General features: G+C 43.6%; 32 protein-coding genes. 28 read left to right on the forward strand and 4 right to left on the reverse strand.

The annotated features are described in order from the left end of the window. The first annotated feature begins 82 nt into the window (after positions 1-82). From U719_RS06940 to U719_RS06970, 7 genes are all read left to right on the forward strand, one after another. Positions 83-931, forward strand: a complete 849-nt coding sequence (locus tag U719_RS06940; protein ID WP_023468039.1) for a Cof-type HAD-IIB family hydrolase — start codon at positions 83-85, stop codon at positions 929-931. Then, entirely contained in the window at positions 906-1,871 is a 966-nt protein-coding gene (locus U719_RS06945) for a LacI family DNA-binding transcriptional regulator (protein WP_023468040.1), read from the forward strand. The genes U719_RS06940 and U719_RS06945 overlap by 26 nt, the downstream gene beginning before the upstream one ends. Before the next feature lie 19 nt (positions 1,872-1,890). After that, positions 1,891-2,670, forward strand: a complete 780-nt coding sequence (locus U719_RS06950) for a phosphotransferase family protein (RefSeq protein ID WP_023468041.1) — start codon at positions 1,891-1,893, stop codon at positions 2,668-2,670. A gap of 29 nt (positions 2,671-2,699) precedes the next feature. Further along, complete coding sequence (locus U719_RS06955; RefSeq protein WP_023468042.1) at positions 2,700-3,287, forward strand: AAA family ATPase; 588 nt, start codon at positions 2,700-2,702, stop codon at positions 3,285-3,287. Positions 3,288-3,405: 118 nt separating this feature from the next. Continuing rightward, positions 3,406-4,215: an ankyrin repeat domain-containing protein gene (locus U719_RS06960; RefSeq protein WP_023468043.1), complete on the forward strand. Its 810-nt coding sequence runs from the start codon at positions 3,406-3,408 to the stop codon at positions 4,213-4,215. A gap of 128 nt (positions 4,216-4,343) precedes the next feature. After that, positions 4,344-4,814 carry a DinB family protein gene (locus U719_RS06965; protein WP_023468044.1) on the forward strand — a complete coding sequence of 157 codons (471 nt, stop codon included), beginning with the start codon at positions 4,344-4,346 and terminating at the stop codon, positions 4,812-4,814. 54 nt (positions 4,815-4,868) lie between these two features. Further along, entirely contained in the window at positions 4,869-5,540 is a 672-nt protein-coding gene (locus tag U719_RS06970; protein WP_023468045.1) for a permease, read from the forward strand. Between the two features lie 411 nt (positions 5,541-5,951). Here the strand turns inward: U719_RS06970 and U719_RS06975 are convergent, their stop codons facing one another. Together U719_RS06975 and U719_RS06980 are read right to left on the reverse strand one after the other, a co-directional pair. Continuing rightward, the gene (locus tag U719_RS06975; protein ID WP_023468046.1) at positions 5,952-6,233 is read right to left on the reverse strand and encodes a hypothetical protein; all 282 of its coding nucleotides are present in this window, start codon (positions 6,231-6,233) and stop codon (positions 5,952-5,954) included. Between the two features lie 268 nt (positions 6,234-6,501). After that, positions 6,502-6,888: a hypothetical protein gene (locus U719_RS06980; protein WP_023468047.1), complete on the reverse strand. Its 387-nt coding sequence runs from the start codon at positions 6,886-6,888 to the stop codon at positions 6,502-6,504. 593 nt (positions 6,889-7,481) lie between these two features. On the opposite strand from U719_RS06980, the gene U719_RS06985 reads away from it, so the two are divergent. From U719_RS06985 to U719_RS07050, 15 genes are all read left to right on the forward strand, one after another. Further along, positions 7,482-8,021, forward strand: a complete 540-nt coding sequence (locus U719_RS06985; RefSeq protein ID WP_023468048.1) for a hypothetical protein — start codon at positions 7,482-7,484, stop codon at positions 8,019-8,021. Positions 8,022-8,051: 30 nt separating this feature from the next. Continuing rightward, positions 8,052-8,774, forward strand: a complete 723-nt coding sequence (locus U719_RS16610; RefSeq protein ID WP_023468049.1) for a DUF2750 domain-containing protein — start codon at positions 8,052-8,054, stop codon at positions 8,772-8,774. Position 8,775: 1 nt separating this feature from the next. Next, the gene (locus U719_RS06995) at positions 8,776-9,360 is read left to right on the forward strand and encodes a hypothetical protein (protein ID WP_023468050.1); all 585 of its coding nucleotides are present in this window, start codon (positions 8,776-8,778) and stop codon (positions 9,358-9,360) included. 45 nt (positions 9,361-9,405) lie between these two features. Continuing rightward, positions 9,406-9,984: a hypothetical protein gene (locus tag U719_RS07000; protein ID WP_023468051.1), complete on the forward strand. Its 579-nt coding sequence runs from the start codon at positions 9,406-9,408 to the stop codon at positions 9,982-9,984. 21 nt (positions 9,985-10,005) lie between these two features. Beyond that, positions 10,006-10,149, forward strand: coding sequence for a hypothetical protein (locus U719_RS16825; RefSeq protein ID WP_158408689.1), 144 nt, complete (start codon positions 10,006-10,008; stop codon positions 10,147-10,149). A gap of 24 nt (positions 10,150-10,173) precedes the next feature. Continuing rightward, positions 10,174-10,575 (forward strand): hypothetical protein, encoded by a 402-nt coding sequence (locus U719_RS16460; protein WP_144080696.1) that lies wholly within the window; start codon positions 10,174-10,176, stop codon positions 10,573-10,575. 168 nt (positions 10,576-10,743) lie between these two features. After that, positions 10,744-11,316 carry a hypothetical protein gene (locus U719_RS07010; protein ID WP_023468052.1) on the forward strand — a complete coding sequence of 191 codons (573 nt, stop codon included), beginning with the start codon at positions 10,744-10,746 and terminating at the stop codon, positions 11,314-11,316. Between the two features lie 48 nt (positions 11,317-11,364). Continuing rightward, positions 11,365-11,916: an SMI1/KNR4 family protein gene (locus tag U719_RS07015; RefSeq protein WP_023468053.1), complete on the forward strand. Its 552-nt coding sequence runs from the start codon at positions 11,365-11,367 to the stop codon at positions 11,914-11,916. 10 nt (positions 11,917-11,926) lie between these two features. Next, a complete protein-coding gene (locus U719_RS07020; RefSeq protein WP_023468054.1) occupies positions 11,927-12,406 on the forward strand; it encodes a hypothetical protein in 480 nt (159 codons plus the stop codon). Positions 12,407-12,421: 15 nt separating this feature from the next. Further along, positions 12,422-12,922, forward strand: a complete 501-nt coding sequence (locus U719_RS07025; RefSeq protein WP_023468055.1) for a hypothetical protein — start codon at positions 12,422-12,424, stop codon at positions 12,920-12,922. 168 nt (positions 12,923-13,090) lie between these two features. Then, the gene (locus U719_RS07030; RefSeq protein ID WP_158408690.1) at positions 13,091-13,558 is read left to right on the forward strand and encodes a DUF2691 family protein; all 468 of its coding nucleotides are present in this window, start codon (positions 13,091-13,093) and stop codon (positions 13,556-13,558) included. A gap of 88 nt (positions 13,559-13,646) precedes the next feature. Next, positions 13,647-14,033: a hypothetical protein gene (locus U719_RS07035; RefSeq protein ID WP_023468057.1), complete on the forward strand. Its 387-nt coding sequence runs from the start codon at positions 13,647-13,649 to the stop codon at positions 14,031-14,033. Positions 14,034-14,054: 21 nt separating this feature from the next. After that, complete coding sequence (locus tag U719_RS17015; protein ID WP_023468058.1) at positions 14,055-15,059, forward strand: DUF2716 domain-containing protein; 1,005 nt, start codon at positions 14,055-14,057, stop codon at positions 15,057-15,059. Between the two features lie 343 nt (positions 15,060-15,402). Next, positions 15,403-15,828, forward strand: a complete 426-nt coding sequence (locus U719_RS07045) for a hypothetical protein (protein ID WP_041255077.1) — start codon at positions 15,403-15,405, stop codon at positions 15,826-15,828. A gap of 57 nt (positions 15,829-15,885) precedes the next feature. After that, complete coding sequence (locus tag U719_RS07050; RefSeq protein WP_235147645.1) at positions 15,886-16,215, forward strand: hypothetical protein; 330 nt, start codon at positions 15,886-15,888, stop codon at positions 16,213-16,215. Between the two features lie 118 nt (positions 16,216-16,333). On the opposite strand, the gene U719_RS07055 is transcribed toward U719_RS07050, so the two are convergent. Then, the gene (locus U719_RS07055) at positions 16,334-16,837 is read right to left on the reverse strand and encodes a DUF2199 domain-containing protein (RefSeq protein WP_023468059.1); all 504 of its coding nucleotides are present in this window, start codon (positions 16,835-16,837) and stop codon (positions 16,334-16,336) included. 134 nt (positions 16,838-16,971) lie between these two features. On the opposite strand from U719_RS07055, the gene U719_RS07060 reads away from it, so the two are divergent. From U719_RS07060 to U719_RS07080, 5 genes are read left to right on the forward strand one after another with little or no spacing between them, the layout of a single operon-like run. Next, positions 16,972-17,589: a hypothetical protein gene (locus U719_RS07060; RefSeq protein ID WP_023468060.1), complete on the forward strand. Its 618-nt coding sequence runs from the start codon at positions 16,972-16,974 to the stop codon at positions 17,587-17,589. A gap of 27 nt (positions 17,590-17,616) precedes the next feature. Beyond that, the gene (locus U719_RS07065; protein ID WP_023468061.1) at positions 17,617-18,231 is read left to right on the forward strand and encodes a hypothetical protein; all 615 of its coding nucleotides are present in this window, start codon (positions 17,617-17,619) and stop codon (positions 18,229-18,231) included. A 57-nt stretch (positions 18,232-18,288) separates the two neighbouring features. Beyond that, positions 18,289-18,906 (forward strand): hypothetical protein, encoded by a 618-nt coding sequence (locus U719_RS07070; protein ID WP_023468062.1) that lies wholly within the window; start codon positions 18,289-18,291, stop codon positions 18,904-18,906. Between the two features lie 32 nt (positions 18,907-18,938). Continuing rightward, positions 18,939-19,334 carry a hypothetical protein gene (locus U719_RS07075; protein ID WP_023468063.1) on the forward strand — a complete coding sequence of 132 codons (396 nt, stop codon included), beginning with the start codon at positions 18,939-18,941 and terminating at the stop codon, positions 19,332-19,334. 46 nt (positions 19,335-19,380) lie between these two features. Further along, the gene (locus U719_RS07080) at positions 19,381-19,761 is read left to right on the forward strand and encodes a DUF5412 family protein (RefSeq protein ID WP_023468064.1); all 381 of its coding nucleotides are present in this window, start codon (positions 19,381-19,383) and stop codon (positions 19,759-19,761) included. Between the two features lie 90 nt (positions 19,762-19,851). Here U719_RS07080 and U719_RS07085 read toward each other — a convergent pair whose 3' ends face one another. After that, entirely contained in the window at positions 19,852-20,274 is a 423-nt protein-coding gene (locus tag U719_RS07085) for a hypothetical protein (protein WP_023468065.1), read from the reverse strand. Between the two features lie 87 nt (positions 20,275-20,361). On the opposite strand from U719_RS07085, the gene U719_RS07090 reads away from it, so the two are divergent. Continuing rightward, positions 20,362-21,069 carry a hypothetical protein gene (locus U719_RS07090; protein WP_023468066.1) on the forward strand — a complete coding sequence of 236 codons (708 nt, stop codon included), beginning with the start codon at positions 20,362-20,364 and terminating at the stop codon, positions 21,067-21,069. Positions 21,070-21,081: the final 12 nt, after the last annotated feature.

Genomic DNA, 21,081 nt, shown 5'->3' on the forward strand with positions numbered 1-21,081 from the left:
AACTGTTCATTCAAGATTTTTTGTTGCACTGGGACGCGTTTCAGCCTGTAGCATCAAGAGGACACGAAAAGGGGGAAACGCGATGCGATGCTTTGCGATTGATTTAGATGGAACGTTATTGAATAAGGAACACAGAATTTCGGCGGGAAATCAGACAGCCATCAAGAAACGGCAGGATAAAGGAGATATCGTCATTATCGTCACCGGGCGAGCTGCCTTTGATGCGCGACGGATTCTAGCGCAACACGGACTGGATTGTCCGGTCATTGGTGCGAACGGGGCAGAAGTCGAGGTAGGACAAGGTAGACGGTATTTTTTGAACCGTTCCAGTAGTCGAACGATTTGGGAGATCGTACGATTTACAAACGTATTCATACATATTTATCTACAAGACAACATCCTGTTACCGCAGTTTTCGCTTGCTGCTCTTCAAGGCGGAGATCGTGCGTTTCAAGAAGCGATTCAGGCTCAATTAACGCAATACGGTGTTGAGGAAGTTGACGAAATCGCAATCGATCAACTGGACGTCATCAAATTCATGTTCGTCTCACCTGACAGATGGCAGCTCGAACACCTCGAGCAACAACTCCTTCAGCTGAAGATCTGTTCCGTGACGCGGTCAGGTGCCTATAACCTAGAAGTTATGGCAAACGGAGTGACAAAAGGGACTGCCCTTCAAGACATTGCGAGAGCGTACGGGATGACACCCGAGGACATCATTGCGATCGGTGACAATCAAAACGATCTACCGATGTTCGAAGTGGCGGGAACATCGATTGCCATGGGAAACGCTGAAACGTCTATCAAAGGAAGAGCGACATATCTCACCAGTGATCATGACGAGGACGGTGTAGCGGAGGCATTAAACGGCTTAGAACGATGGGAACAAACGAAGGAGGAACAGCATGGCGAACATCTCGGACATCGCTAAACAAGCGGGCGTCTCGAAGTCGACGGTATCCCGTGTCTTAAACGGTCATAAGCATGTATCAAAAGAAAAGCGACGGACCATCTTAGACGTGATGGAGCGACTGGAATATAGTCCGAACGGAAATGCGATCAACCTCTCACGCGGTAAGACGAATACGATTGGTGTCCTCGTGCCGCGTGTCGGTCATCCGTTTTTTCATCAATTAATCGAGGGGATCGGTCAAGTGTGCATGGAACGAAACCACACACTCCTTGTCATCCAGACGGAACATGATCCAGCAAAAGAAGAAGCGAGTACGCAATACCTTCGCGATAAGCGGATTGACGGATTGATCATTGGCGCCATCAGTCAGTCGCAATTACTTGAGACGATGCGTACGGTTGGACCAGTCGTTGCCTGCGAAGACCATCAGGATATCGTGCCGTCGCTCTCTTTTAATCATGAAAAAGCGATCACGATGTTACTGCAACATGTTGAAGAACGAGGAGCACAAACAGTCGGTCTCTGTCTTGGAAATCCAGATAGCGGAGTCGGAAGAGTCAGACGAGAGGCGTTCGACCAATATCTCAAGATGTCTACGCTCCGTCATAGCTATCAGTGGTACGCGGATCGGTGCTATTCTTTCAAGGACGGACAAGCACTGGCAGGCCAACTTCTAACGATAGACTTGCCAGACGCCATCATCGTCGGCAATGACGAAGTCGCAGCGGGTCTTATCGATCAATTTCGCAAGGATGGCATTCGGGTGCCAGAGGATATCGCCATTACGGGATTTGATGATGTACCAATTGCCAGAGCGCTTGAAATAACAACGATCCGACAACCGGTTGTAATGCTTGGCAGACTGGCAGCAGAACAATTATTGAGTGACGCGCTGAATCAGAGTGAAAGCGCTAGTTCTTTACTGGAACCTTCTTTGATGATTCGACAAACGACATAAGAGACTGGGGGTTATACAGATGAATAAGGAAAAAACCGGTGCGACCGCTACCGTGATGACGATCTCTGACGAACGAGTCCGTAAGTACTTTCAAGCATCGATTGAAATACAACGAATCATACAGGAATTTCGTATGCTCGAAGAACTTGAGCGGACGGTTGTCCCGACACCAGACGTATATGCCGTTGAATTAAAAGATTCGCCTTTCATTGAGATGCAGCGGGTCGACGGTAGCGAAATGTTAGAGTTGTTTGAACCGGAGCGAATAACAGATTTTCTGAACACGTTCGCGACATTACATCAACGGATTCATCAGCAACAATCGCGTGTAGCTCCAGAATGGTACGATGTCACCGAGCACAAAATACGTCATCTATCACTAGAGTTACGCTTGAAGGCGGAACGATTGCTAGAGAAGCTTCACATTCCCCAACAGCAAGGATTGCTCCACGGGGACTTTCATTTTCAGCACATCCTCGTAACAACGGATGAAACGTTCGTCGTCATTGATTGGCATGATGCGACGACAGGTCCACCGATCGCGGATGTCGCGCGGACGTTGCTCTTGTTGCGGACAGCAGGTGAAACAACAGTACCGGACGAGGTGCGACGATACGTCTGTCGCGAATATCTTGACCGTTATCAAGCTGTTTCGTCAATCCAGCTATCGAATCTTTCAGACTGGTTACGACTCATGGCCATTCTTAGGACGCTTGAGCAAATCCCGAGTGCAGAACAAAGGCAGTTAAAGGAATTGATCAGTCATCCAGACCTAGGCACTTATTTTTTTAATACTTAAAGTATATACAAGTAGGAGGAACACCATTCATGAGAACCATCCTCTCGATCCAAGGCGGCATGGCATCAGGGAAGACGACATTAGCGCGAGCACTTGAAGACGCTTACCCGGAGTTGCATGTCTATTATGAAAATCCATATCCGATCGTTCAAAAACGAAAAGAGCTCGGTTTAGACATCCGTACCGAAGACGGATTCGTTGAGAATCAGCGCTTGTTCATTAAAGCGGAAACCGAACGATTTCGCCATTTTCCCGATGGACACATCATATTAGATCGTGGTCCGGAAGATCTTGAATTCTACACGCTTCATTATCCACAGATACATGGGCATGACTGGGATATGGAATTTCGTTTAAAGACGGAACTAGAGGCATTAAGGACGTGTCGGTCCGACCAGATTCTTTATTTACAGGCACCAGACCATCTCTTACAAGAGCGGCGCGACGCTGATCAAGAAAGAACTCGTCAATCTTTTGAACAACATCAACCGCTTTGGGCGCTCGAAGAGAAATGGTATGAACAATTTTCGGTATATCCGATTGATACGACAGCAAAAACGTCGGAACAAGTCCGACAAGCAGCGATGCAGTTACTTGCGTTTGGAAAATTCATATAAAAAAATTTGTTCACTAGGTAAAATCATCTTGGCGCTGCTCAAGATGGTTTTTTCGCTTTCCTGAAGCCGGTTGTTGTAAAATGAACTAACGACAGAGTTGATAAAGGGGCGAACCGACATGGGGAAGCGATCCATTCAAGATGCAGCCTTTCTAGGGAAGAAGAAGCAGGTCATGCGCTGTATCGAACGAGGGGATGATCTGAATGAGTGGGATGAAGAAGGATTCGCGGCACTACACTGGGCAATCCAGGAAGGACACATCGCGATCGTCGCATTGTTGCTCGACCACGGAGCAGACATCAATCTACCCAATCAAGATGGAATGACGCCGCTACACATCGCATTGTATGACCGGAAATCTGAGATTGCTTTGTTATTAATGAAGCGCGGCGCATATTTAGATTTAACAGGTGATGGATTTACAGCACTACATCTAATATCAGGTCGGTCTGGCAATAAAAAAATCCTGCGTCAATTGGCTCAGGATATGGAATTATTACACGAACGAACTGAAGAGGGTGAGGGAATGACGCCTCTACACATTGCCGCTCAGGCAGGGAAAGCAAAAAAAGTCACCTTATTGCTTGAAGCGGGAGCGGAAATCGAGGCAGAGGGTCCAGAGGGCATCACACCACTGTATGTAGCAGTTGAAAATAATCATCCGAAAGCCGTTAAGGCGTTACTCAAAGCAGGAGCAGATCATGAGATGAGTCCATCAGAGGACGGGGAGACGGTATTGACGCTAGCTAGCGCGAAGGGATACGAACGCATCGTCCGAATATTACTTTCTTATGGAGCAAATCCGCTTCACCGCGACGCTGCAGGGAGTTCCGCACGCGATCTAGCTCTTGCGAACGAGCATCATCAAATTGCGGAGATTTTACGCCAAAAAGAGATCGATGCGTTGTCTGAGGAAAAGAATAAGTGAACGATGGACGATTAAACAGGAAACATCTGAGGATGCTTCCTGTTTTTATTTTTAAAGGATTTTCAAATTGCTTTGTCAAAATAGAGATTAAGAGAACACTTATTCGTCATTGAAAGGAAGGATGTATCATGAACACAATCGATTGGACAGTATGGAATTTAAACGAAGTGAGAAGAAGAAGCGTCAAAGTCTGGCAGTCGATTCCTGAAGATAAACTGAACTGGAAACCGGATGAGAATGCCATGACGTGTTTCGAGATGATCCGTCATGTGTTAGATAGCGAGTATTATTATTACTTAGCGTTACAGAATCGAGGCAGTTTATCGTCGTATGAGTCCCCGTATGAAGCACGCGACTTCGTATCCGTGCAAGCGGAATTAGACTTTGCGGCGGTCTATCGTGAGGAATTCATGACATATGTCGAGCAACTACCGGAATCAGATTTAGCGACGGTTCAGATCAACCGTTCCGAATCGGGATATGTGCGTTCGCTTGGAGATATGTTGCTACGAATTGCTTATCATGAAGCGGTACATACGGGACAGTTACTCGATTACCTGAGAACAGCAGATATCGAGCGTGTACGAGTATGGGATTGATATGGATGGATACGAAAATAATGTTTCTGATAAAAAATAGAGGAGAACAATGAAATGATTGGAATCAGTATCGCAACCAAATGGGAGTTCGACGCAACACTTGCGTATTTTCGTGTCTCGCCCGAAGAAAGAATTGCCTATCCGTATGGTGAATATTTCACGCGAGAGATGAATGGAAAAACGCTCTTATTTTATAGCACAGGCGTTCGAAAAGTAAACGGTATCGGTGCGAATCAATATATGATCCTCCGCTTTCCATTGACGAAGGTCATCGTTGCTGGAACGTGTGCCGGGATTGATCCGAGGTACGACGTACTTGATATCATCGTTCCAGATCGTGCTGTTCAATATGATTGCACGGTTAAAGAGATTGAACCACTGATCAAACCCTCGTTCGTCGTCAATCTCGATGTATCGAAGTATGGTAACGACTTTTATCTCGGAACGATCGGAACGGCAGATCGGGCTGTCGTCATGTGGCGCGACTATATCGAACTGCGGGATAACGGATTGACGATTGCCGATACGGAAGCGGGGGCAATCGCGTACATCTGTCAGAAAAACGGAATCGAATGTATCATCATCAAAGGGATCTCCGATTTTCCGACCGAAGAGAAGGAAGAAAATGCTGTTGAGGCAAACGTTGAACAGATGCGGATTTACATCGCGAATACGCCGAAAGTCATGACAAAAATTTTTTCCGATTATATGGCACGATTCATCTAAAAAAACGCAGATTATCTGTTCGATGACGAACGAATAATCTGCGTTTTCACATGTAATGCTTTCGTTTGTACAGCTTATGTTTGATCCAAGTCCAAATACGAGTTGCTAAATAGAGATCAGCAATTGCACCGATTACCATTGTGATCAACGTGAGGATGCCACTCGTATCAAAAGTAAGTAAGGGTTCGAAATGCGTAAAGATGACAACTAACACAAGTGGGATCGTGATACCGATTCAGATGGAAGAAAATAAGAGTCCCTACCACATCCGAATGATCCTTTCTTACAATGATTTGTTTAAGTATATTAAATAATGAGTAGGAAAAATGGAGATATAGAATAGAAAATGGAATGGATTGATGGGATTCGGAACAAAACGACGTTCATAAATCCGGATATACAGCTAATCGACTATTTTTTTCCGCCACCTAATCCAATAAAGGTAATAAACAAACCAACTGTGAGAGCGATAGCAAGTACGATGTTTTGATATAGACCAGCTGGAAAAAAATCAACGATGAAGAGTAGTAAAAATAGTGATGCAACAATCAGTCGCGCATCGCGCACGGAAGAATCTAACGTACGCCATTTGATGAAAAGTAAGATGTACGCTAAAGGTGCAAATAAGTAAGAAATAATAAAGAAGGGGATTCTTCTTAGATAATAAGGTGATTTTTCTTCCTTACCTTCCATTTTTATCACTCCAAAAACGTATTTTTTTGACTTAACTATATAATAGATCAATTAAAAGTCATGCAACGGAACGCTGCAGACTACTTGCATCGGTTTCTAACGTAATCTTTCATCGGCGTACTTCTTTTCCATATTTTCTAATCTTCTTGTGACAGTGTAGTTCGATGACATCGTATTTTTGAAAAAGGGTCGATGATTCTCTTCTTTGAGGAGAGTCATCGACTCTTTTTGATATAAACAATTAAAAATTGGGCTAGTCTGATGAAAGTTACTTGATTCCAATGTTCTCAAGGTATTTTTTTTCAGAGTCATCGATTTTACGGCTGATTTGTTTCGTGTATGTCTTCCGCGCGTAAGTTGATCCGTCTTTCTGATAAATGGCTCTTTCTCCTCCCGCTGATTGGTCGTAATAGATTTCAATGAGGCCTTGATCCTCATAAACGATGACACCCGTGTCACCGGTGTTTCGCTTTAGTTGTCGATCAACCTGTTGCTTCTTCAAGTACTGATTTTCAGATTTGAAGACTTGATTGATAGCTGCATCATATTTCTGTTTTGCTTTCTCGCTAGTCGTATTACCGTCTTGATCGTAATCACTACATCCTGCTAGGAAGACGATCGAAAAAAGGAGGAAAGCTAAACGTTTCATTTTCAAGTGCGAACACCTCCGAAGTACACGTTTTTGTATTACCGATAGTGTACATCAAGGAAACACTTCATATGTAGCGCACTTGAGAAATAGGGAAGTGCCTTAGGACGGGCACATTATAGTTCGATCGCTTCGATGATTTCTTCAGGATACGCCTAGACGTTTCCTTCGATGATCCATTAATGGTGGTAGTTCGAGCAAGCGACTTCCAAAGAGAAGTCATACTACATTTTAACGCCTAAGCGCCGCTCCTCAAACGATATACTATGTAAATCTTCGATGAGAATCTCATCCTTGAATCTCGAATCACCCATAAAGAAAGAATAAGTACCGAATAGAGCGTAATAACGCTGACATAAAAGATCTTGAATTTTGAATTGTAATCAAAATAGAATATATCAACTGCATTTGATTTAAATTAATAGCGATTACGCTGATAAGAATTAATTAGAAAGAAGAGGAGTTTAATGATAAATAAAAATTCCCATAAATGGTTATGACTTTTATAATGAAGTAGAGAAATTGATTTTTAAGAAAACAGCTATTTAGGAGAAATTATAAATTTCATCGACTTATTACATAAAGGATTATGTGACAATATGCAACTCATCAAACAAATGAACGGTCAGAATCATTTTTGGCTGTTTGAAAAGGATGGACGGACACTCTACACGTTTCACGGCATCATGGGAGAGAGATTGAAAGAACCAATGAGCGAGCAGAAGTTCTCGCGCTTTTTTAATCTGGATGCCTATATCCGAGAACTTGTTGCAGAGAAAGAAAAAGACGGATATTCTGTCGTTCAAGAATCGGATTACCACGAAGTTGTCGTCGAGATCTTTTGTCAGGATTCAGAGTATGACTTTATCTTTGAGCATCGTTCGAGCATTGAAGAAGACCTCAATGTATTTCTTTTTGAAATCGGCAACGGGTATTTTGTTGAAGATGAATATGGTCCAGAAGCGATTGAATTCGTCCTTCATATCTTGGAGCCGTCTTATATCGTTGAACCCGTCATTGATTATTTCAAGGACCAGTTTAATCTGAAGAAAATCCGAATGGGGCAGGCAAAAGTTCATTATGGCAGACAATTGACCGGGCTTTATCCCACAGGCAAGAACTTTAACCGAAAAAATTAAACACAAAATGTATAAGGAGGAGTCATATAGATGGCATATCAAATCGGTTTACCAGGCGTCACAGAAGAGAGATTACAAGAGGTAGAAGCAGAACTCGGCTTCGAGCTTCCGAAAGAACTACGAAGTAGGTACAAGCGCGAAAACAAGTTCAATGTCGGTGAATGGGAGTTTCATCCGATCAAGGACGAGCAGTACATTAAGCGAACATGGGACGACCTTGTTCGTGTCAATTTGACAGATGCAGAAGAGTATCCAGAAGGGTTCTTGCGGATTGCGGCGGACGGAACAGGTGACGAACTCGGATATCAGTTACCGGACACAGAGACGATCGTCTTGTGGGACCACGAAGAACAAGAGCTGTTTCCGATAGCACCGACGTTGAATGCGTTCGTTGAAAAGGAACAACAAATGGAACAGAGTGCGGAACAAGCAGAACTTTTCTTAGAGACGGTTCTTGAAACGGGAGCTGTCTATGGTCTATCAAAATTTGAACAGTCGGGCTGGGCCTATTGTCCGTCGAATCAAGACGAGACAGACGTGCTGTTATTCTTTTCGACGGAAGCAGCGGCGAAGGCGTTACAGACGAAGGAATGGACGAATTATCATCTAATTCGATTGGATTTAGACTTGTTTATTAACGGTTGGTTACCGAACATGATTAACGACGATCTGTATTGTGGCTTGGATTGGGGACCGGAGCTCGTCGGACTTGAGCTGGATCCAGAAGATGTCCTAGCAGATCTGGAGGGTTAACATGATTCGGACGCTTCGTAAACAAGTCGATGGAATGACAGCCGTTTGGCTCATCTATCGCGATGGACGAAAATTGTATACGTATCACGGTGTCATGAACGAAATTCATCAGGACGATATGAAACAAGCGATGGAAGAGCGCTACTTGTTCCGATATCAAGCGAAACGTCGGATGGATACGTGGATTTCGGAAAAACAGGCAGAAGGATACATATTCGAGGACGTATTCGGACTGACACCGAACCGCAAGAAAAGACAGACGTTCAAGCGTCGAATGATAGGACTCGCGTCTCTGCTGATTAGTGTCGGTTTGTTTCTGGTAGTGATGCCTTTTCTCGTCTCTCCAATTATCATCGCAGTGCTTGCGCTACTTCAAATGGGAATGGTCGTTTTCAGTAAAGACTATTTACCGGGCTGGCTACGCACGGTTTGTTTCATCAGTTGCTGTGTCATGAACGTTGAATACCGAGAGGGGTTATACGCCGGTTTCGCGATTGGAACGGGTACAATCCTGTTGTTTTATGTCCAAAACAGATACAATCAAACGGATTTTCTGGCGGAACAGCCGAACCATGCTTCTATTTAAAAACTGCTACAGAAGACCAATTCAATTGATAAGGATGATAATTAAATGATTGTCACGCTCAGTAAACAAGTGGATGGCATCATCTATTTCTGGTTCATGTACCGGGATGGTCGAACAATCCAGATGTATCACGGTGTCACCGAACAATGGAAACTCGATCAGGATGTCAGTGATTCAATTGAAGAACGATATACATTTCGGCGTCAAGCTAAACGACGACTGAAGGAATTGATTGCTGAGAAACAGGCTGAAGGATACAGGCAGGATGATATTTACGGGATGCAACCCGGACGTAAAGAGCGTGAGAAATTTCACCGCCGGACGTCCTGGCTCGCTTATCTTCTTCTGGGTCTCGGTCTGTTCCAGTTCGTGACACCGTTCACTATATTACCGTTTGTTGTATTAGGTATCGGTATCACTCTGATGTTCTTAGCGTTTCTTAGTAAAGATCAGTTTCCGATGTGGCTACGTGTCATCTGTTTCGTCGATTATTTCTTAATGCATGTCAGTTTTCGGCAAGAGCAGTATATCCCGCATCTATTTCCGGTTCTGTCGATTGGAACGGGTTTACTCCTCAGGTTTCATCTTCGAAAAACGAGACAACAAATGAAAGTGGAGCAATGACATTTTAGAAGGAAATGAAAGATGTCGCTTCTAGATAAGTTACTACAAGAACCTGCCGTTTCTGAGGTACCACGTTTACATAGTGCTCTTCTTGCGAAAGAACGAGGCTTGCGCAAAGCGTGGTTGTTACATATGGAGGGGTTCATTGAAGAAGCGGATACATGATACTTCGAACGACAGCGGACGTTTGTGAGTTGGTTATTGACTACCTGTGAAGGAGAGACAGACGCTTCGGTCATCTTGATTCATCCGCTAAAAGAACGCTTCCTAAAACCAATCTTGAATCAATGGATGAAAGAGTTGCCGGATGACGTCCGAGCGGATTGCTGGTATGGTCTTTTCTTTGATGAAGATGACCGTTTCATCTACTTACAAGAGGCGATTACACGTGGAGGAAGACGGGAGCAGTTAGTGATCGAGACGATGATTGATCATCACTTGTATGGACTTTGGTATTCTTTCCACCATCTCGATGAAGATTTGTATTTGGGAGAAATAGAAGAGGATGCAGCAACCTTAACAGAGGCTTGGTTACTAATCGAGCAACTCGAAGATGCGGTTTTGAAATCGGAATGTATTAACGAATGGTAGAAGATGAATCTAACCTTAACGTATTGGACTCGTTTCCGACAAGAGGAAACCACCGGATTCATGGATTGGCGGATGCAACAAGAATCAAAGGGTTAAGTTTGATTAATCCAATGGCATTAGCAAGTTGGAAATGTCCTCTCCGTTATATTTAAGAAAGAGGTATACACCATGAAAAAACTAGGCACGTTTACAAGTCACAAAGGGAATCTGATTGTCTCGGATCCGGCTTTCCTTGAGCCGGATTTAGAATACAACGTGACAATTCCAGTTGAACAAGGTTCGATTTGGACGGTGTTCTATGACGAAGATGAGTTCGAATCAATCAATTTGCTTTACCTAACAATGAATGAAGAAACGAAGATGGATCCATCCGATTTCGAGCCGTTATCCGATCTAGTCGTCGTCGATTCAGCGCAGCTCGTCGTCATGAACACAGCGGATTACGGGAGACGGGAAGCCATCGATTGGGAGATTCGAAATACGCTAGAGTTCGACGACGAGATCGACCCGTTCTATATCGCAATCTCAGACGAAATGATGGAAGACGAGATCTTCCTGTTTCCGTTCGGTGTCGCCGTTCAGTTAATGGGGGACGGACACTATGAAGTCCTCGTCCGACGAGAAGACGGTAACGCGACAGGTATCGCAATCGTCCTCGGGGAACATGAGGCTTTTGAAGAACACGATGACGAGGAAGACGTGTCACTAGAAGACGTTGAAGTTCCACGACTGAATCATTAGAACACTGCTTTACCAGACGATGTCTTTCTTACGAATATCCTTCAGGCGATGCGACTATTTTATGTGAACGATCAAAAATCCTTGAAATACAGTATTCCAATCGAAGGTGAGAAGGTGGAGCACAAGCTGTATTTGTATGATTATTCATCCTCCATCCAAAACTATCAAGTGTCCGTGGAGAGTCCTTGTCCAGAAGCCCGCATCCAAGCATTCGAGATCGATCATTTTGCGATTCCGGAGTGGTATAAAGGTATTTTGAAGGTATGTAACGGTGTACGTTTTACCGAAGAGTTGAACTTATACGGTATACCGCTAACGAGCTGGAACGGGTTATCGCATGAGATCCAAGACAATCTCTCGGTTAGTCTTGATGAATACGCGTTAACCGAGTTCGATGCGATCCGTGACAAGTATTTCTTTTTTGGCTTGTCGTTTAAACAGGACGAATACTATGCGGTATTGAAAGAGCGTCCAGACGAAGCCGTCTATCGCTTCGATTATAGAACGTTGAAACTCAAACCGAAGGCAACGACTTTCCAAGATATCGTCCGTGATGCATGGCGCGCGTGTAATTTGAAAGCACTCCATAAAAGAATGTGAGGATGATTTCATGAAAATAATCTATTCCCATGAAGACTTACTCGCACTCGAAGATCCTTTTGAATATGAAGTAGGTCTGCCGATTCGCATCAGAGAACTGCCGACTTCCGTCATCGAAGAGGAGCTTCCGGATAGCCGCGAACAATTAGATCGTCTTCTAAAAGAGGGCTATACATTGGTCATTCAAAAACCGCGAATTCCCAACCCTCCCGTATTCGCAAGGTTATCCGTGATAGTGGAGAACACGGTCATGAAATTATATATCTACGAAGCGAATCATTGTGAGGATGCGTTATGGGATGTTCTGTCCGAGAATGAATACAATCAGCACTGGTCATATTTTTTATTGAAAAAAATCGAAGGTGTCAGATTCGAATTGCCTTACACGAATGAAGCTCAAATTGCGCTGAAACTGTCTAATCTCAAAATAAATGAACTCGTACATCTACGATTTGAAACCAATCAAAGCGTAACGTGTCAATGGGAATGAAAAAGGAGATACTTCATGAAAACGTATCTTGAAGAGCATAGCGATGCGACACGCATCTTTCCATGGCTTGCGGATGCGAGTTCATCAATTCGCTGTCTATGTGTGGTCGGTGAGATGCTTTTGTTTCCAGAAGACATCGTCCAATTCAAACAAATCAGTAGTGAGATGTTCCGTGATGAGCTAAAGCAAAAGCATGCGTTGAGTACCTATCGCTTTTATGTAGTAGTGTGTGTCGGAAATGAGTTTCAGTCCAAAAGAATCTTTGATTATTACAAGCTGTGGCGTCTACTCGAACGAGAAGAGATGCTCGAGGGCTTCACCTCCCGAATGGAAGTAGCGGTTAAAGTGGGCAAAGAACCGTACTACGTTGGGATTGCTGAATTTGGTAACAAACAGCTCACAACAGCCGTTGAGATGATTAGTGATTCTCCAGCTATGTATACCATTATTTGTGGGAATCATGATCGACCGCCACACTGTCAGAGCTACTTGATCAGGTACTCGACATCGGCTTAACAGAGAGTGGAGGTTTGCCAGTCGTCGAGATGGTCACGACATTGACCGCACAAGGTTATTCCATCTGCACGTGGGGAAGTTCAAGTGAAGAACAGGAACTACAGTGTTTTTATACGGCAGCCTTCTTATAACAATGTAGAAAGAAGGAATTCAATGAGTCTGCGTGGTGTGTCATTTGAAATCCCGAATGAACCGGGGCGTGTCTTGCTCGACATATTAAGTGCGATCGAGATGAAAGCGTATGACTGGTTTCTTCGTAACTTTGATTTTCCGATCCAAACCATGGACGGGGACTTGTATGACAGTTTAGAAGAGTTTTCAATCGATCAGAAAGCGACAGGACATGAACTAGCGAAATGGCTAAGGGGACCAAGCAATTACCTGATCTTTGCTGAATTGTTTGCATTTCAACGTGGTCAGACTGAAGAAGTAGGAACAAGTTATGAGTGGTTTCAGGAAAGCAATTGTCAAATCGCGATTTTGGTGTATGACTGCACATACGTCGATATCTATTGTAAGGAGCAGCACGTATCTGAAGCGTTTTACGAGAATGCGATGAAACGTGGGTATACCGGAATCAAGTGGGTGACCGATGACAATGATCCTCGGACTCGTTTGTCGGTATGGGCTGAATAAGACACTGTTTAGACGAACAGATGTAAAAGCTAAACGTTCAAGATAAGAGACATGAACTACGAACTGTTGATAAAAGGAGAGAAAAATCATGAATCAAGAGATGGAAGAGTTTGTTCAAGCGGTCCATCGGACGGTCGTTCAGGACGGTATGGCAGATTATAAGGACATCTATGAAGAAGAAGTCGATCCAAACGTCAATGACTATACGGCCTGCATCGCGTTTTACCAACATTCGAGCGAAGCGGATCAAAAACGAATGAGACAGATGATTGAACAGACGATCATCGATACGATTTCCCATGTATTTAGTATCATCGATGGGAGTTCAGGACTAAATGGATCTGCGCTTGAAGCGAAACTTGCACTTGTCCGAGTCGACGAAGCAGGAGATCCGGTCGATACCGTAGAGACAGATGGTGCATTGCAAGATACGTTTTTAGGCTACATAGAAAATCGTGACTTGAACGCATTGTGATGGAGGGAGCGGAAACCACTCATGATCCAACTGACAAAACAAAACGGCTCGGATACGCTCTACCAAACAATCTATACGGAGGAACGCCTCATCGTTCAACATCAAGGAATCGTTGGAGAATGGGTAAGAGCGGAAGACGTGAGAGAGATACGCGTCTCGCGCTTCAAACGATTAGGTGTACAGATTTTGCAGCTGATCGAGAAGTTTGAACGTCAAGGCTATCGCGAGCTGAACGAGACAGATTACCGGGAATTAATCGTCCAGTTTTCTTATGAAAAGGATCAGGAAGAAACAGCGCTCGAGCGACGTTACATGATGGAAGAAGTAATCAATGATTGTTTGCTTCATACGGGGAACGGCTACTGCGAAGGGGGAGATATCGGTAGCGGTACGACGAATATCTTTTACCATGTCCTTGATGTCGAGGCAGCCATTGCACTAATTTTTGAAGAGACGAAAGCACGCGATGTACAAGACGAACCAAAAATTGCAGTACAAGAAGGAGCAGCGTACACCGTTCTATATCCTCAAGGAGCGACGTTCGATTTGATTGGTGAAGGTAAACCATGGAGCTGGATTCCGATGACGCAAGCGGAGGACGAGAAGATATGGCACGTCATTGATCAACAATTTCAATTCGCACCCAGTACGACAGTTTTCCCCTCATACCATGCCCCAAGTCCGTTCATTACATACGAAGTGGATTATGAGAAACGCGAAGAGATCGAGCAAACGTTAAAGCGTATTCTGACCGAGCTGACCGTTGAAGGGGAACGCGTCATGGCACTCGATTGGAATCATCAAGGATACTGGATCGACCCAAGGCGCCAGTTTCTTCGAAATGAAGAAGGAGACTGGATGATTCCAGCAGTTCCAGATGGCGATTACTCCTTTTTCATCGCTCGTGATTTTCGCTGGGGGTACCTCGGTCACCCGTGGGAGGGTAGCATCACGTTATTTGGAGAAGATCTGATTTCTGCGTTCCAAGGGACAGAGAGTTTTACGAATGAAATCCGAAAAGGGTGAGTAAGATGAAAATGACATTTCGACGAAACGACTGGATCGATGTGTTCCGGGAATTGCTACCACGCGACGATTGGCAAGACCTCGTCCGTCTTCAAGTGAGTCAGTATTCGTATCCGGTTGAAGTAAAGTTTCTGGAACGACCACTCAAGCAGAATCCACACATCGACGATTTTTCAGATTGGACGGTCCGATCTCACATGATTATGACCGACGACTCACAGCTTGAAAGATTTCTCGAACACCTTGTCATCGAACAGCAGGAAATGGCGACTGAAGCAGAAGTGACGCTTATCATCAAAAACAAGGACAAGGAATCGTCCGAGTCACGAACGATTGTGTCTCGATGTATGGAGTCGCGTATGAGGAGCTTGATGACATTGGAACAGAGTATGAGAACTTTTTCGATGCAGTTTTACCGAATGCCTCGTTTCCAGTCGAGGTCGTCTTTTGTGGTCGGGATGTTCTAGATAATGACGATTCGATTCACGTGTTGACGTTGCACGACTCCAATTGGCAAGCGGTATTGGAAGAGCAATTATTGCATTTACTGAATCGAGGAGAAATAACGACAGGATTATTTTCGAAATATGCACGTCCCGCGCGGAAAACGCTTGAGGACTTCATGTCTGAATTTTCGTTATTGATGGCCTATAACTTCATCGTGACCCGCGATGCAACGGATCGATTTGGCATGCTCGATCACTTTTGTACGAATGGAAAGATCGCGCATTTTGGAAAGATGGACGATCGAAAGACGTTTTTCAACTAACGATGGAAACATCACACATAAGGAGGAAGCATAATGAGCTTAGCGTCATATATTTGTATGGAGAGACAAATTCCTGAACAGTATCTCAATTTACATGAAGAAGATGAGACCGTTCCTTTATACATCGGTCCCTGTTTTGCGGATGAAGACTATCTGTATGAAGTAAAAACGAAACATTTTCATAATTGGTATGTATATGAAATTTCGAGTAACTGGGGCATCGAGATCGTTGAACCTTTTGATTCCGAAATTGCACTGGAATCGAAAGAAAAGCTACGTTATCTGTTTACGTTCATGAATGACTTCTTAGACGAGGGTGAATCGTTTGAATTGTATACATGTTGGATTGGGGAAGAATCCGATCCGCAAGTGAAAAATATGACGTAATCATTGGCACTTGATCAGTTAGAAGACATTGAGATTCCTGAAAGAACGTATATTTTGATCACGAAACAGAGTGAAAACTAAAAAGCCGCTGCTCCACAGCGGCTTCAGTTTATTTGGTTCACTCTTGTGCATAGACGATGTCTGCGATGGCATGGACCTGAGCAAGCGTCATCTCGGAATAGAATTCGATCGACAAAGGATGATCCGTCGGCTCGAGTTCAAAGAAAGGAAGTTGACCGGTTCCTTCATCATGGACCATCACTTTTAAGTTGACGGTATCCGGGTAAGCGGGTAGATCGCTTGAAAACCAGCCGAACATCGGCTCCTCGATGCGAGGACGTTTCTTCTCGATGAAGCGAGCGAAGTTTTCAGGGCTCAGGCTCACCCATGTAATCCACCAGAAGGGTTCGTCTTGTCCAGCAATCGGGAGTTCAAGAATGCCCTTCACGAAATAATGCGGACCGTCCAGTTCTAAGACACACCACGTATCATGCATCTCGCTTTTCGTTTCTTGCTCTTTCTCAGACATTTGTTCGTAGTAGACCGGTCCGAGTGTTTCATATTCAGTCGGGAGTTCGTCGTGGCGTTCGCCACAGATGGCGCAAGGCAGAAGTTTTTTCATTGGAATCACCTCTAAGTTGAGTTATGTATGTCTCGTTGTCGAACGTTAGAAGAGAGCATACTTGTAGTGTAACACCCGTTGGTAGAGAATCCTGATGGAGACCGTGACAATCCAGCGAAAGTGAGGGGATTAACGTGCAGATTTACATTGAAGAACATCAAAATCATGCGAAGACGATTAAAGAATATCATCTGACACTAAAAGGACAAGACCGAATCGAATCCATTTTTTCATTCGAATATTATAATGATGACTCAAAGGAAGATGAAGTCATTTCGGACGAAGAAGTGTTAACCCAATTATTCACACGGTTGAATCGTTTTCCAATCTATCTCTCCTTTGGATTCCATGAACTGACGGATTTAGAAAAAGAAGATTTGCTGTCTACGGTTAAGCACAAACAATTACTGTATACAGAGACCTCAATCACTAAGCGTGAAAGATATATGACCGTCGAAGTGAATCAACCGACTGACTTATTGCAAATACTAGCGAAGACCATTTCAGTGGCTAGGAACAACGGCTACTATTTGATTGCTTTCACTGATGTATTGAAGTTTGAAACGAGGAGAGTAAGACGGTGGCTGATCAAAAAAGAGAGAGTAGTGCCAGTAATCGATATGACAAAACCGACGACATTTTTTAAAACCGGCTTTGATTTCGAGAATGTGCTGATCTTTTCGAATGAAACAGATTTCGATGCATTAGAAAAAATAGAAGCACTCTTTCCAGAAGATGAAATCGATCGGTAGTAGAGAGATTAAGAGGGGAGAGAGAACATGTTGGATGTCTATTTTGAGAAGCGTATGGATCACGCACAAGTGTTTAAGGACAGATACTTGTACGTTGATCGACCAGAACGTATCGACTTCATCTATTCGATGGGTTGTCTACCGGATATGGAAACTAAAAGCGACTATCAAGGCGATTCAAATCGAGTCTTGAAACAATTTTTGACGCGTCTCAATCGGTTCCCGATTTTCATCACGTTCGGTGGGAGTTTTACGGACGAGGAGGTCGAGCTCTTCTTTCAAAAGCACAATCTATCGTATACAAAGGTTCGACCAAACAAGAACCTATACTATCACGTTCAAGTGCATGATGCGACCGAACTTGAGTTGTTGCTAGATGAGACCTATTGGTATGGGGCTGTAAACGAAGACTTTTTTATATCCTTTACGAATCTCTTGACGTTTGAGCGGAGAATAATTAAGGGATGGTTTTTCAAAAAAGAACGTATCGTTCCCGTCATTCATGTGACGAAAGAGATGTCGTTCATCACGATGGAACATGATTTCATGGGCTATTATCTGTTTTCGAATGAACCCTGTTTTAATACCGAGGACAAGGTGAAAGCCATCTTTCCTGACGACGGTACCATTGAATTCTATTGATGAAACAAGCAGTTGGATGATGTAGATGGATCAAGCAGAATACGTGGAGGGATTTCCATGTTATACATCGATCTCGAAGAACATACGAATCATGCAAAAGTGATCAAAGACCGTTATCTCGATATTGATCAACCAGATGCTATTAAGTCGATTTATTTGATGGGATGTCTTCCGAATGACGAGGAACGCGACTATCGACATGACTCCAATGAAGTACTGAAGTATTTTTTGACGCGTCTGAATCGCTTTCCGCTATTCGTCACGTTCGGCGGTGGTTTTACCAATGAAGAAGTGGAACCGTTTTTTCAGAAGGAAAACCTATGCTATACAAAGGTTCAACCAGATAAGAGCAGTCCTTTTTATAGCCTTCAAGTGAACGATGCGAGCGAACTTGAGCGTCTGCTGGACGAAACGTATTGGTATGCGGCAGTAAACGATTTTTATTTCATATCTTTTACGAATCTCCTGACGTTTGAGCGGAAAATGGTCAAAGGATGGTTTTTCAAAAAAGAACGTATCGTTCCAGTCATTCGTGCGACGATAGAGATGTCGTTCATCACAATGGAGCATGATTTCATGGGCTATTATCTGTTTTCAAATGAAGCCTGTTTTGATAGTGAAGACAAGGTAAAAGCGTTTCTTCCTAAAGGAGAAGGCATCGACTACTATGATTGATATTCGCACGGATGATGTAAAGGAGGACGATCATGTTTGGGATCAGTATGAGTCTAAAAGAAGTGCCAGAAAACGAAAAAGAGATTCTCCCATTTCCGAGTAACGTCCAACGCTTTTTAAGAGAAGAATTCGCAAGTACCTCCAGTCGCTGTGACCTCTTGATTGATCTCGATCCTTACGGCGATAAGTTGTTCTTAGCAAGAGAAGTGAACGAGTTGATTGGAATTTGCGAGCTGCTTATTCAACGCTATTGCACACCGAAGGAAGCGTGGATGATGAATCAAGCGAATCATTATGCGAATGAGCCGTGGATGATGCATCAGTCAGATAAACGAATCATGGAACTACATCAATTTTTAGAATTATTGAAGCGGATGTGCATCGCGTCCGTCTATCAGAATACGTTGGTTTGTTTTTGGGGCGACTAAACGATTGAATATTAAAGAATATATGTAAAAATTGGAGTTTTGAAAAGTGAGAAAAAAGCTGAAGATCACGGGAATCATAGCAGGTGTAAGTCTTTCGATATATGTCGTGTGGACGATCTACCGACTATTTTTCTTGGTTGATATCAATGTTGTACCAAAAGAAGAGTATATCTCGAAAAGTAGCTCGCCCGATCAGGCGCACACGATTCGCTTTTACCGCGCGAATGGTGGCGCGACGGTGGATTATGCGATGCTCGGCATTATGGAGAACAAGGACGGAGAAAAGCGCAGAATGTACTGGGAGTATCCTTGTCGCGAAATAAAAGAAGTGAAGTGGACGAAGGATACGGTGACGATCAATGGCACTAAGATCAAGATATGGAGTCAAGTGTATGACTTCAGAGAGGGCATATACGAAGCAAATTAAGAGGAACATGAGGATGATGGTATGGATTCAGCAAATCTTGGCGTGCGATCATGACGTAGTTGTCAGAAACCAAGCATGCAAGGATGATGATTACCGATTGCTTGGTTTCTTCAACAAATAGCGAGGTGGTGGACCGAAAGATTGCTCCGCTTCGAAATACGCCAACTCGCCTGGAATACAAGAAATGATCGAGGCGAATCCAAAGCCGATGGCGTGTTCGAGTGCCTCACGGAGAGGTAACGTTTTCCCGCTAATCAGCTCGTTTTCTGATAGACAATAGCACGTATCCGGTGCACCATATTGTTTCAACAAATCATACGTATCGTCTGGCCATGAATTAGGTGGTTTGATTTCAATCAAATAATCATTCTTCAGCATGCTTAAATACCGGTGATCTAACCGCTGAAGCGCCATATCTCGTTTTTTTGGCGTGAACAATTCATGTAGAACGCGCTCTTGAACGCGCTTGACAAAAAATGATTGGACGAGCACTCTTTCTTGTTCTTTATCCATGTTTTCATTTCCTTTCTACTCAATTTAGCGAATCAAATCCATTACATACACTCATTGAATTCATTTTACATAAAAAGGAGCCAATTTATGAGCTACCTATCTGCGGGATATTATCTTATTCTGCCAACTCCTCGAAAAGAATACATGGACAAGGCTGTTGTTCATGAGTCCGTTCTATCCGTAAGTGAATGCATCTGTACACACTATCCTGACATCAGTATCTTATGGGGAAACTCGGAATTAAAGAAAGACCGTTATATGGATCAACTCGGTCTCTCACTTACCACCTTTCAGTTACTCGAACAATGGATAGAAGAACATCGGAAGACAGGAGATATGTTGTTTCCTCAAGTGTTCTCTAACTTAAATGCTGCGCAAACGTTCGTAGATCGTTTTTTGAATCATCTTCCTGACATACGTATCATCAGCATCGGTTTGCCTGAACAGTTTAAAGTAGATTTTCTGGAAGATGTAGCGGCTTTTAGTAGTCAAAACCCTGAACCTTATGGAGTAGAAAAAATGGTATCACAACATCTCAGCCCTGACACGGACGGTGCCAAAAAAATCGGGTACGAAGTGTTAGGATTTGATTCGGGATCATTTCATTCGTATTTGTGTAACGGACTGGAACGCGATTTTTATCATCATTTCAACACTTTACTAAACAGCCATGGTTTGATCCATACGTTCGAAGAAGCGGATCGTTACTCAGATTATTGTAATGAATTAGGCAAGGCGACAGAAGCAGTTTTATGGCTGCCGTGGGCGATTTTTGAATATGAACGCAGTAATTAGAAGTAAAGATGC

Origin of the sequence: Exiguobacterium sp. MH3 (genome assembly GCF_000496635.1) — a bacterium.
Lineage (GTDB): Bacteria > Bacillota > Bacilli > Exiguobacteriales > Exiguobacteriaceae > Exiguobacterium_A > Exiguobacterium_A indicum.

What these genes read in the sequence shown, in the direction of transcription:
- U719_RS16610 (WP_023468049.1), top strand. Translation starts at nt 8,052, where the DNA reads ATGGCATATCAAATCGGTTTACCAGGCGTCACAGAAGAGAGATTACAA.
- U719_RS07055 (WP_023468059.1), bottom strand. Translation starts at nt 16,837, where the DNA reads ATGAAAAAACTTCTGCCTTGCGCCATCTGTGGCGAACGCCACGACGAA.
- U719_RS07015 (WP_023468053.1), top strand. Translation starts at nt 11,365, where the DNA reads ATGCGACTATTTTATGTGAACGATCAAAAATCCTTGAAATACAGTATT.
- U719_RS07045 (WP_041255077.1), top strand. Translation starts at nt 15,403, where the DNA reads ATGTATGGAGTCGCGTATGAGGAGCTTGATGACATTGGAACAGAGTAT.
- U719_RS06950 (WP_023468041.1), top strand. Translation starts at nt 1,891, where the DNA reads ATGAATAAGGAAAAAACCGGTGCGACCGCTACCGTGATGACGATCTCT.
- U719_RS07035 (WP_023468057.1), top strand. Translation starts at nt 13,647, where the DNA reads ATGAATCAAGAGATGGAAGAGTTTGTTCAAGCGGTCCATCGGACGGTC.
- U719_RS16825 (WP_158408689.1), top strand. Translation starts at nt 10,006, where the DNA reads ATGTCGCTTCTAGATAAGTTACTACAAGAACCTGCCGTTTCTGAGGTA.
- U719_RS07085 (WP_023468065.1), bottom strand. Translation starts at nt 20,274, where the DNA reads ATGGATAAAGAACAAGAAAGAGTGCTCGTCCAATCATTTTTTGTCAAG.
- U719_RS07010 (WP_023468052.1), top strand. Translation starts at nt 10,744, where the DNA reads ATGAAAAAACTAGGCACGTTTACAAGTCACAAAGGGAATCTGATTGTC.
- U719_RS17015 (WP_023468058.1), top strand. Translation starts at nt 14,055, where the DNA reads ATGATCCAACTGACAAAACAAAACGGCTCGGATACGCTCTACCAAACA.
- U719_RS07075 (WP_023468063.1), top strand. Translation starts at nt 18,939, where the DNA reads ATGTTTGGGATCAGTATGAGTCTAAAAGAAGTGCCAGAAAACGAAAAA.
- U719_RS06975 (WP_023468046.1), bottom strand. Translation starts at nt 6,233, where the DNA reads ATGGAAGGTAAGGAAGAAAAATCACCTTATTATCTAAGAAGAATCCCC.
- U719_RS07065 (WP_023468061.1), top strand. Translation starts at nt 17,617, where the DNA reads ATGTTGGATGTCTATTTTGAGAAGCGTATGGATCACGCACAAGTGTTT.
- U719_RS07000 (WP_023468051.1), top strand. Translation starts at nt 9,406, where the DNA reads ATGATTGTCACGCTCAGTAAACAAGTGGATGGCATCATCTATTTCTGG.
- U719_RS06955 (WP_023468042.1), top strand. Translation starts at nt 2,700, where the DNA reads ATGAGAACCATCCTCTCGATCCAAGGCGGCATGGCATCAGGGAAGACG.
- U719_RS06960 (WP_023468043.1), top strand. Translation starts at nt 3,406, where the DNA reads ATGGGGAAGCGATCCATTCAAGATGCAGCCTTTCTAGGGAAGAAGAAG.
- U719_RS06995 (WP_023468050.1), top strand. Translation starts at nt 8,776, where the DNA reads ATGATTCGGACGCTTCGTAAACAAGTCGATGGAATGACAGCCGTTTGG.
- U719_RS07020 (WP_023468054.1), top strand. Translation starts at nt 11,927, where the DNA reads ATGAAAATAATCTATTCCCATGAAGACTTACTCGCACTCGAAGATCCT.
- U719_RS06985 (WP_023468048.1), top strand. Translation starts at nt 7,482, where the DNA reads ATGCAACTCATCAAACAAATGAACGGTCAGAATCATTTTTGGCTGTTT.
- U719_RS06945 (WP_023468040.1), top strand. Translation starts at nt 906, where the DNA reads ATGGCGAACATCTCGGACATCGCTAAACAAGCGGGCGTCTCGAAGTCG.
- U719_RS07050 (WP_235147645.1), top strand. Translation starts at nt 15,886, where the DNA reads ATGGAGAGACAAATTCCTGAACAGTATCTCAATTTACATGAAGAAGAT.
- U719_RS06965 (WP_023468044.1), top strand. Translation starts at nt 4,344, where the DNA reads ATGAACACAATCGATTGGACAGTATGGAATTTAAACGAAGTGAGAAGA.
- U719_RS06940 (WP_023468039.1), top strand. Translation starts at nt 83, where the DNA reads ATGCGATGCTTTGCGATTGATTTAGATGGAACGTTATTGAATAAGGAA.
- U719_RS06970 (WP_023468045.1), top strand. Translation starts at nt 4,869, where the DNA reads ATGATTGGAATCAGTATCGCAACCAAATGGGAGTTCGACGCAACACTT.
- U719_RS07025 (WP_023468055.1), top strand. Translation starts at nt 12,422, where the DNA reads ATGAAAACGTATCTTGAAGAGCATAGCGATGCGACACGCATCTTTCCA.
- U719_RS07090 (WP_023468066.1), top strand. Translation starts at nt 20,362, where the DNA reads ATGAGCTACCTATCTGCGGGATATTATCTTATTCTGCCAACTCCTCGA.
- U719_RS07070 (WP_023468062.1), top strand. Translation starts at nt 18,289, where the DNA reads ATGTTATACATCGATCTCGAAGAACATACGAATCATGCAAAAGTGATC.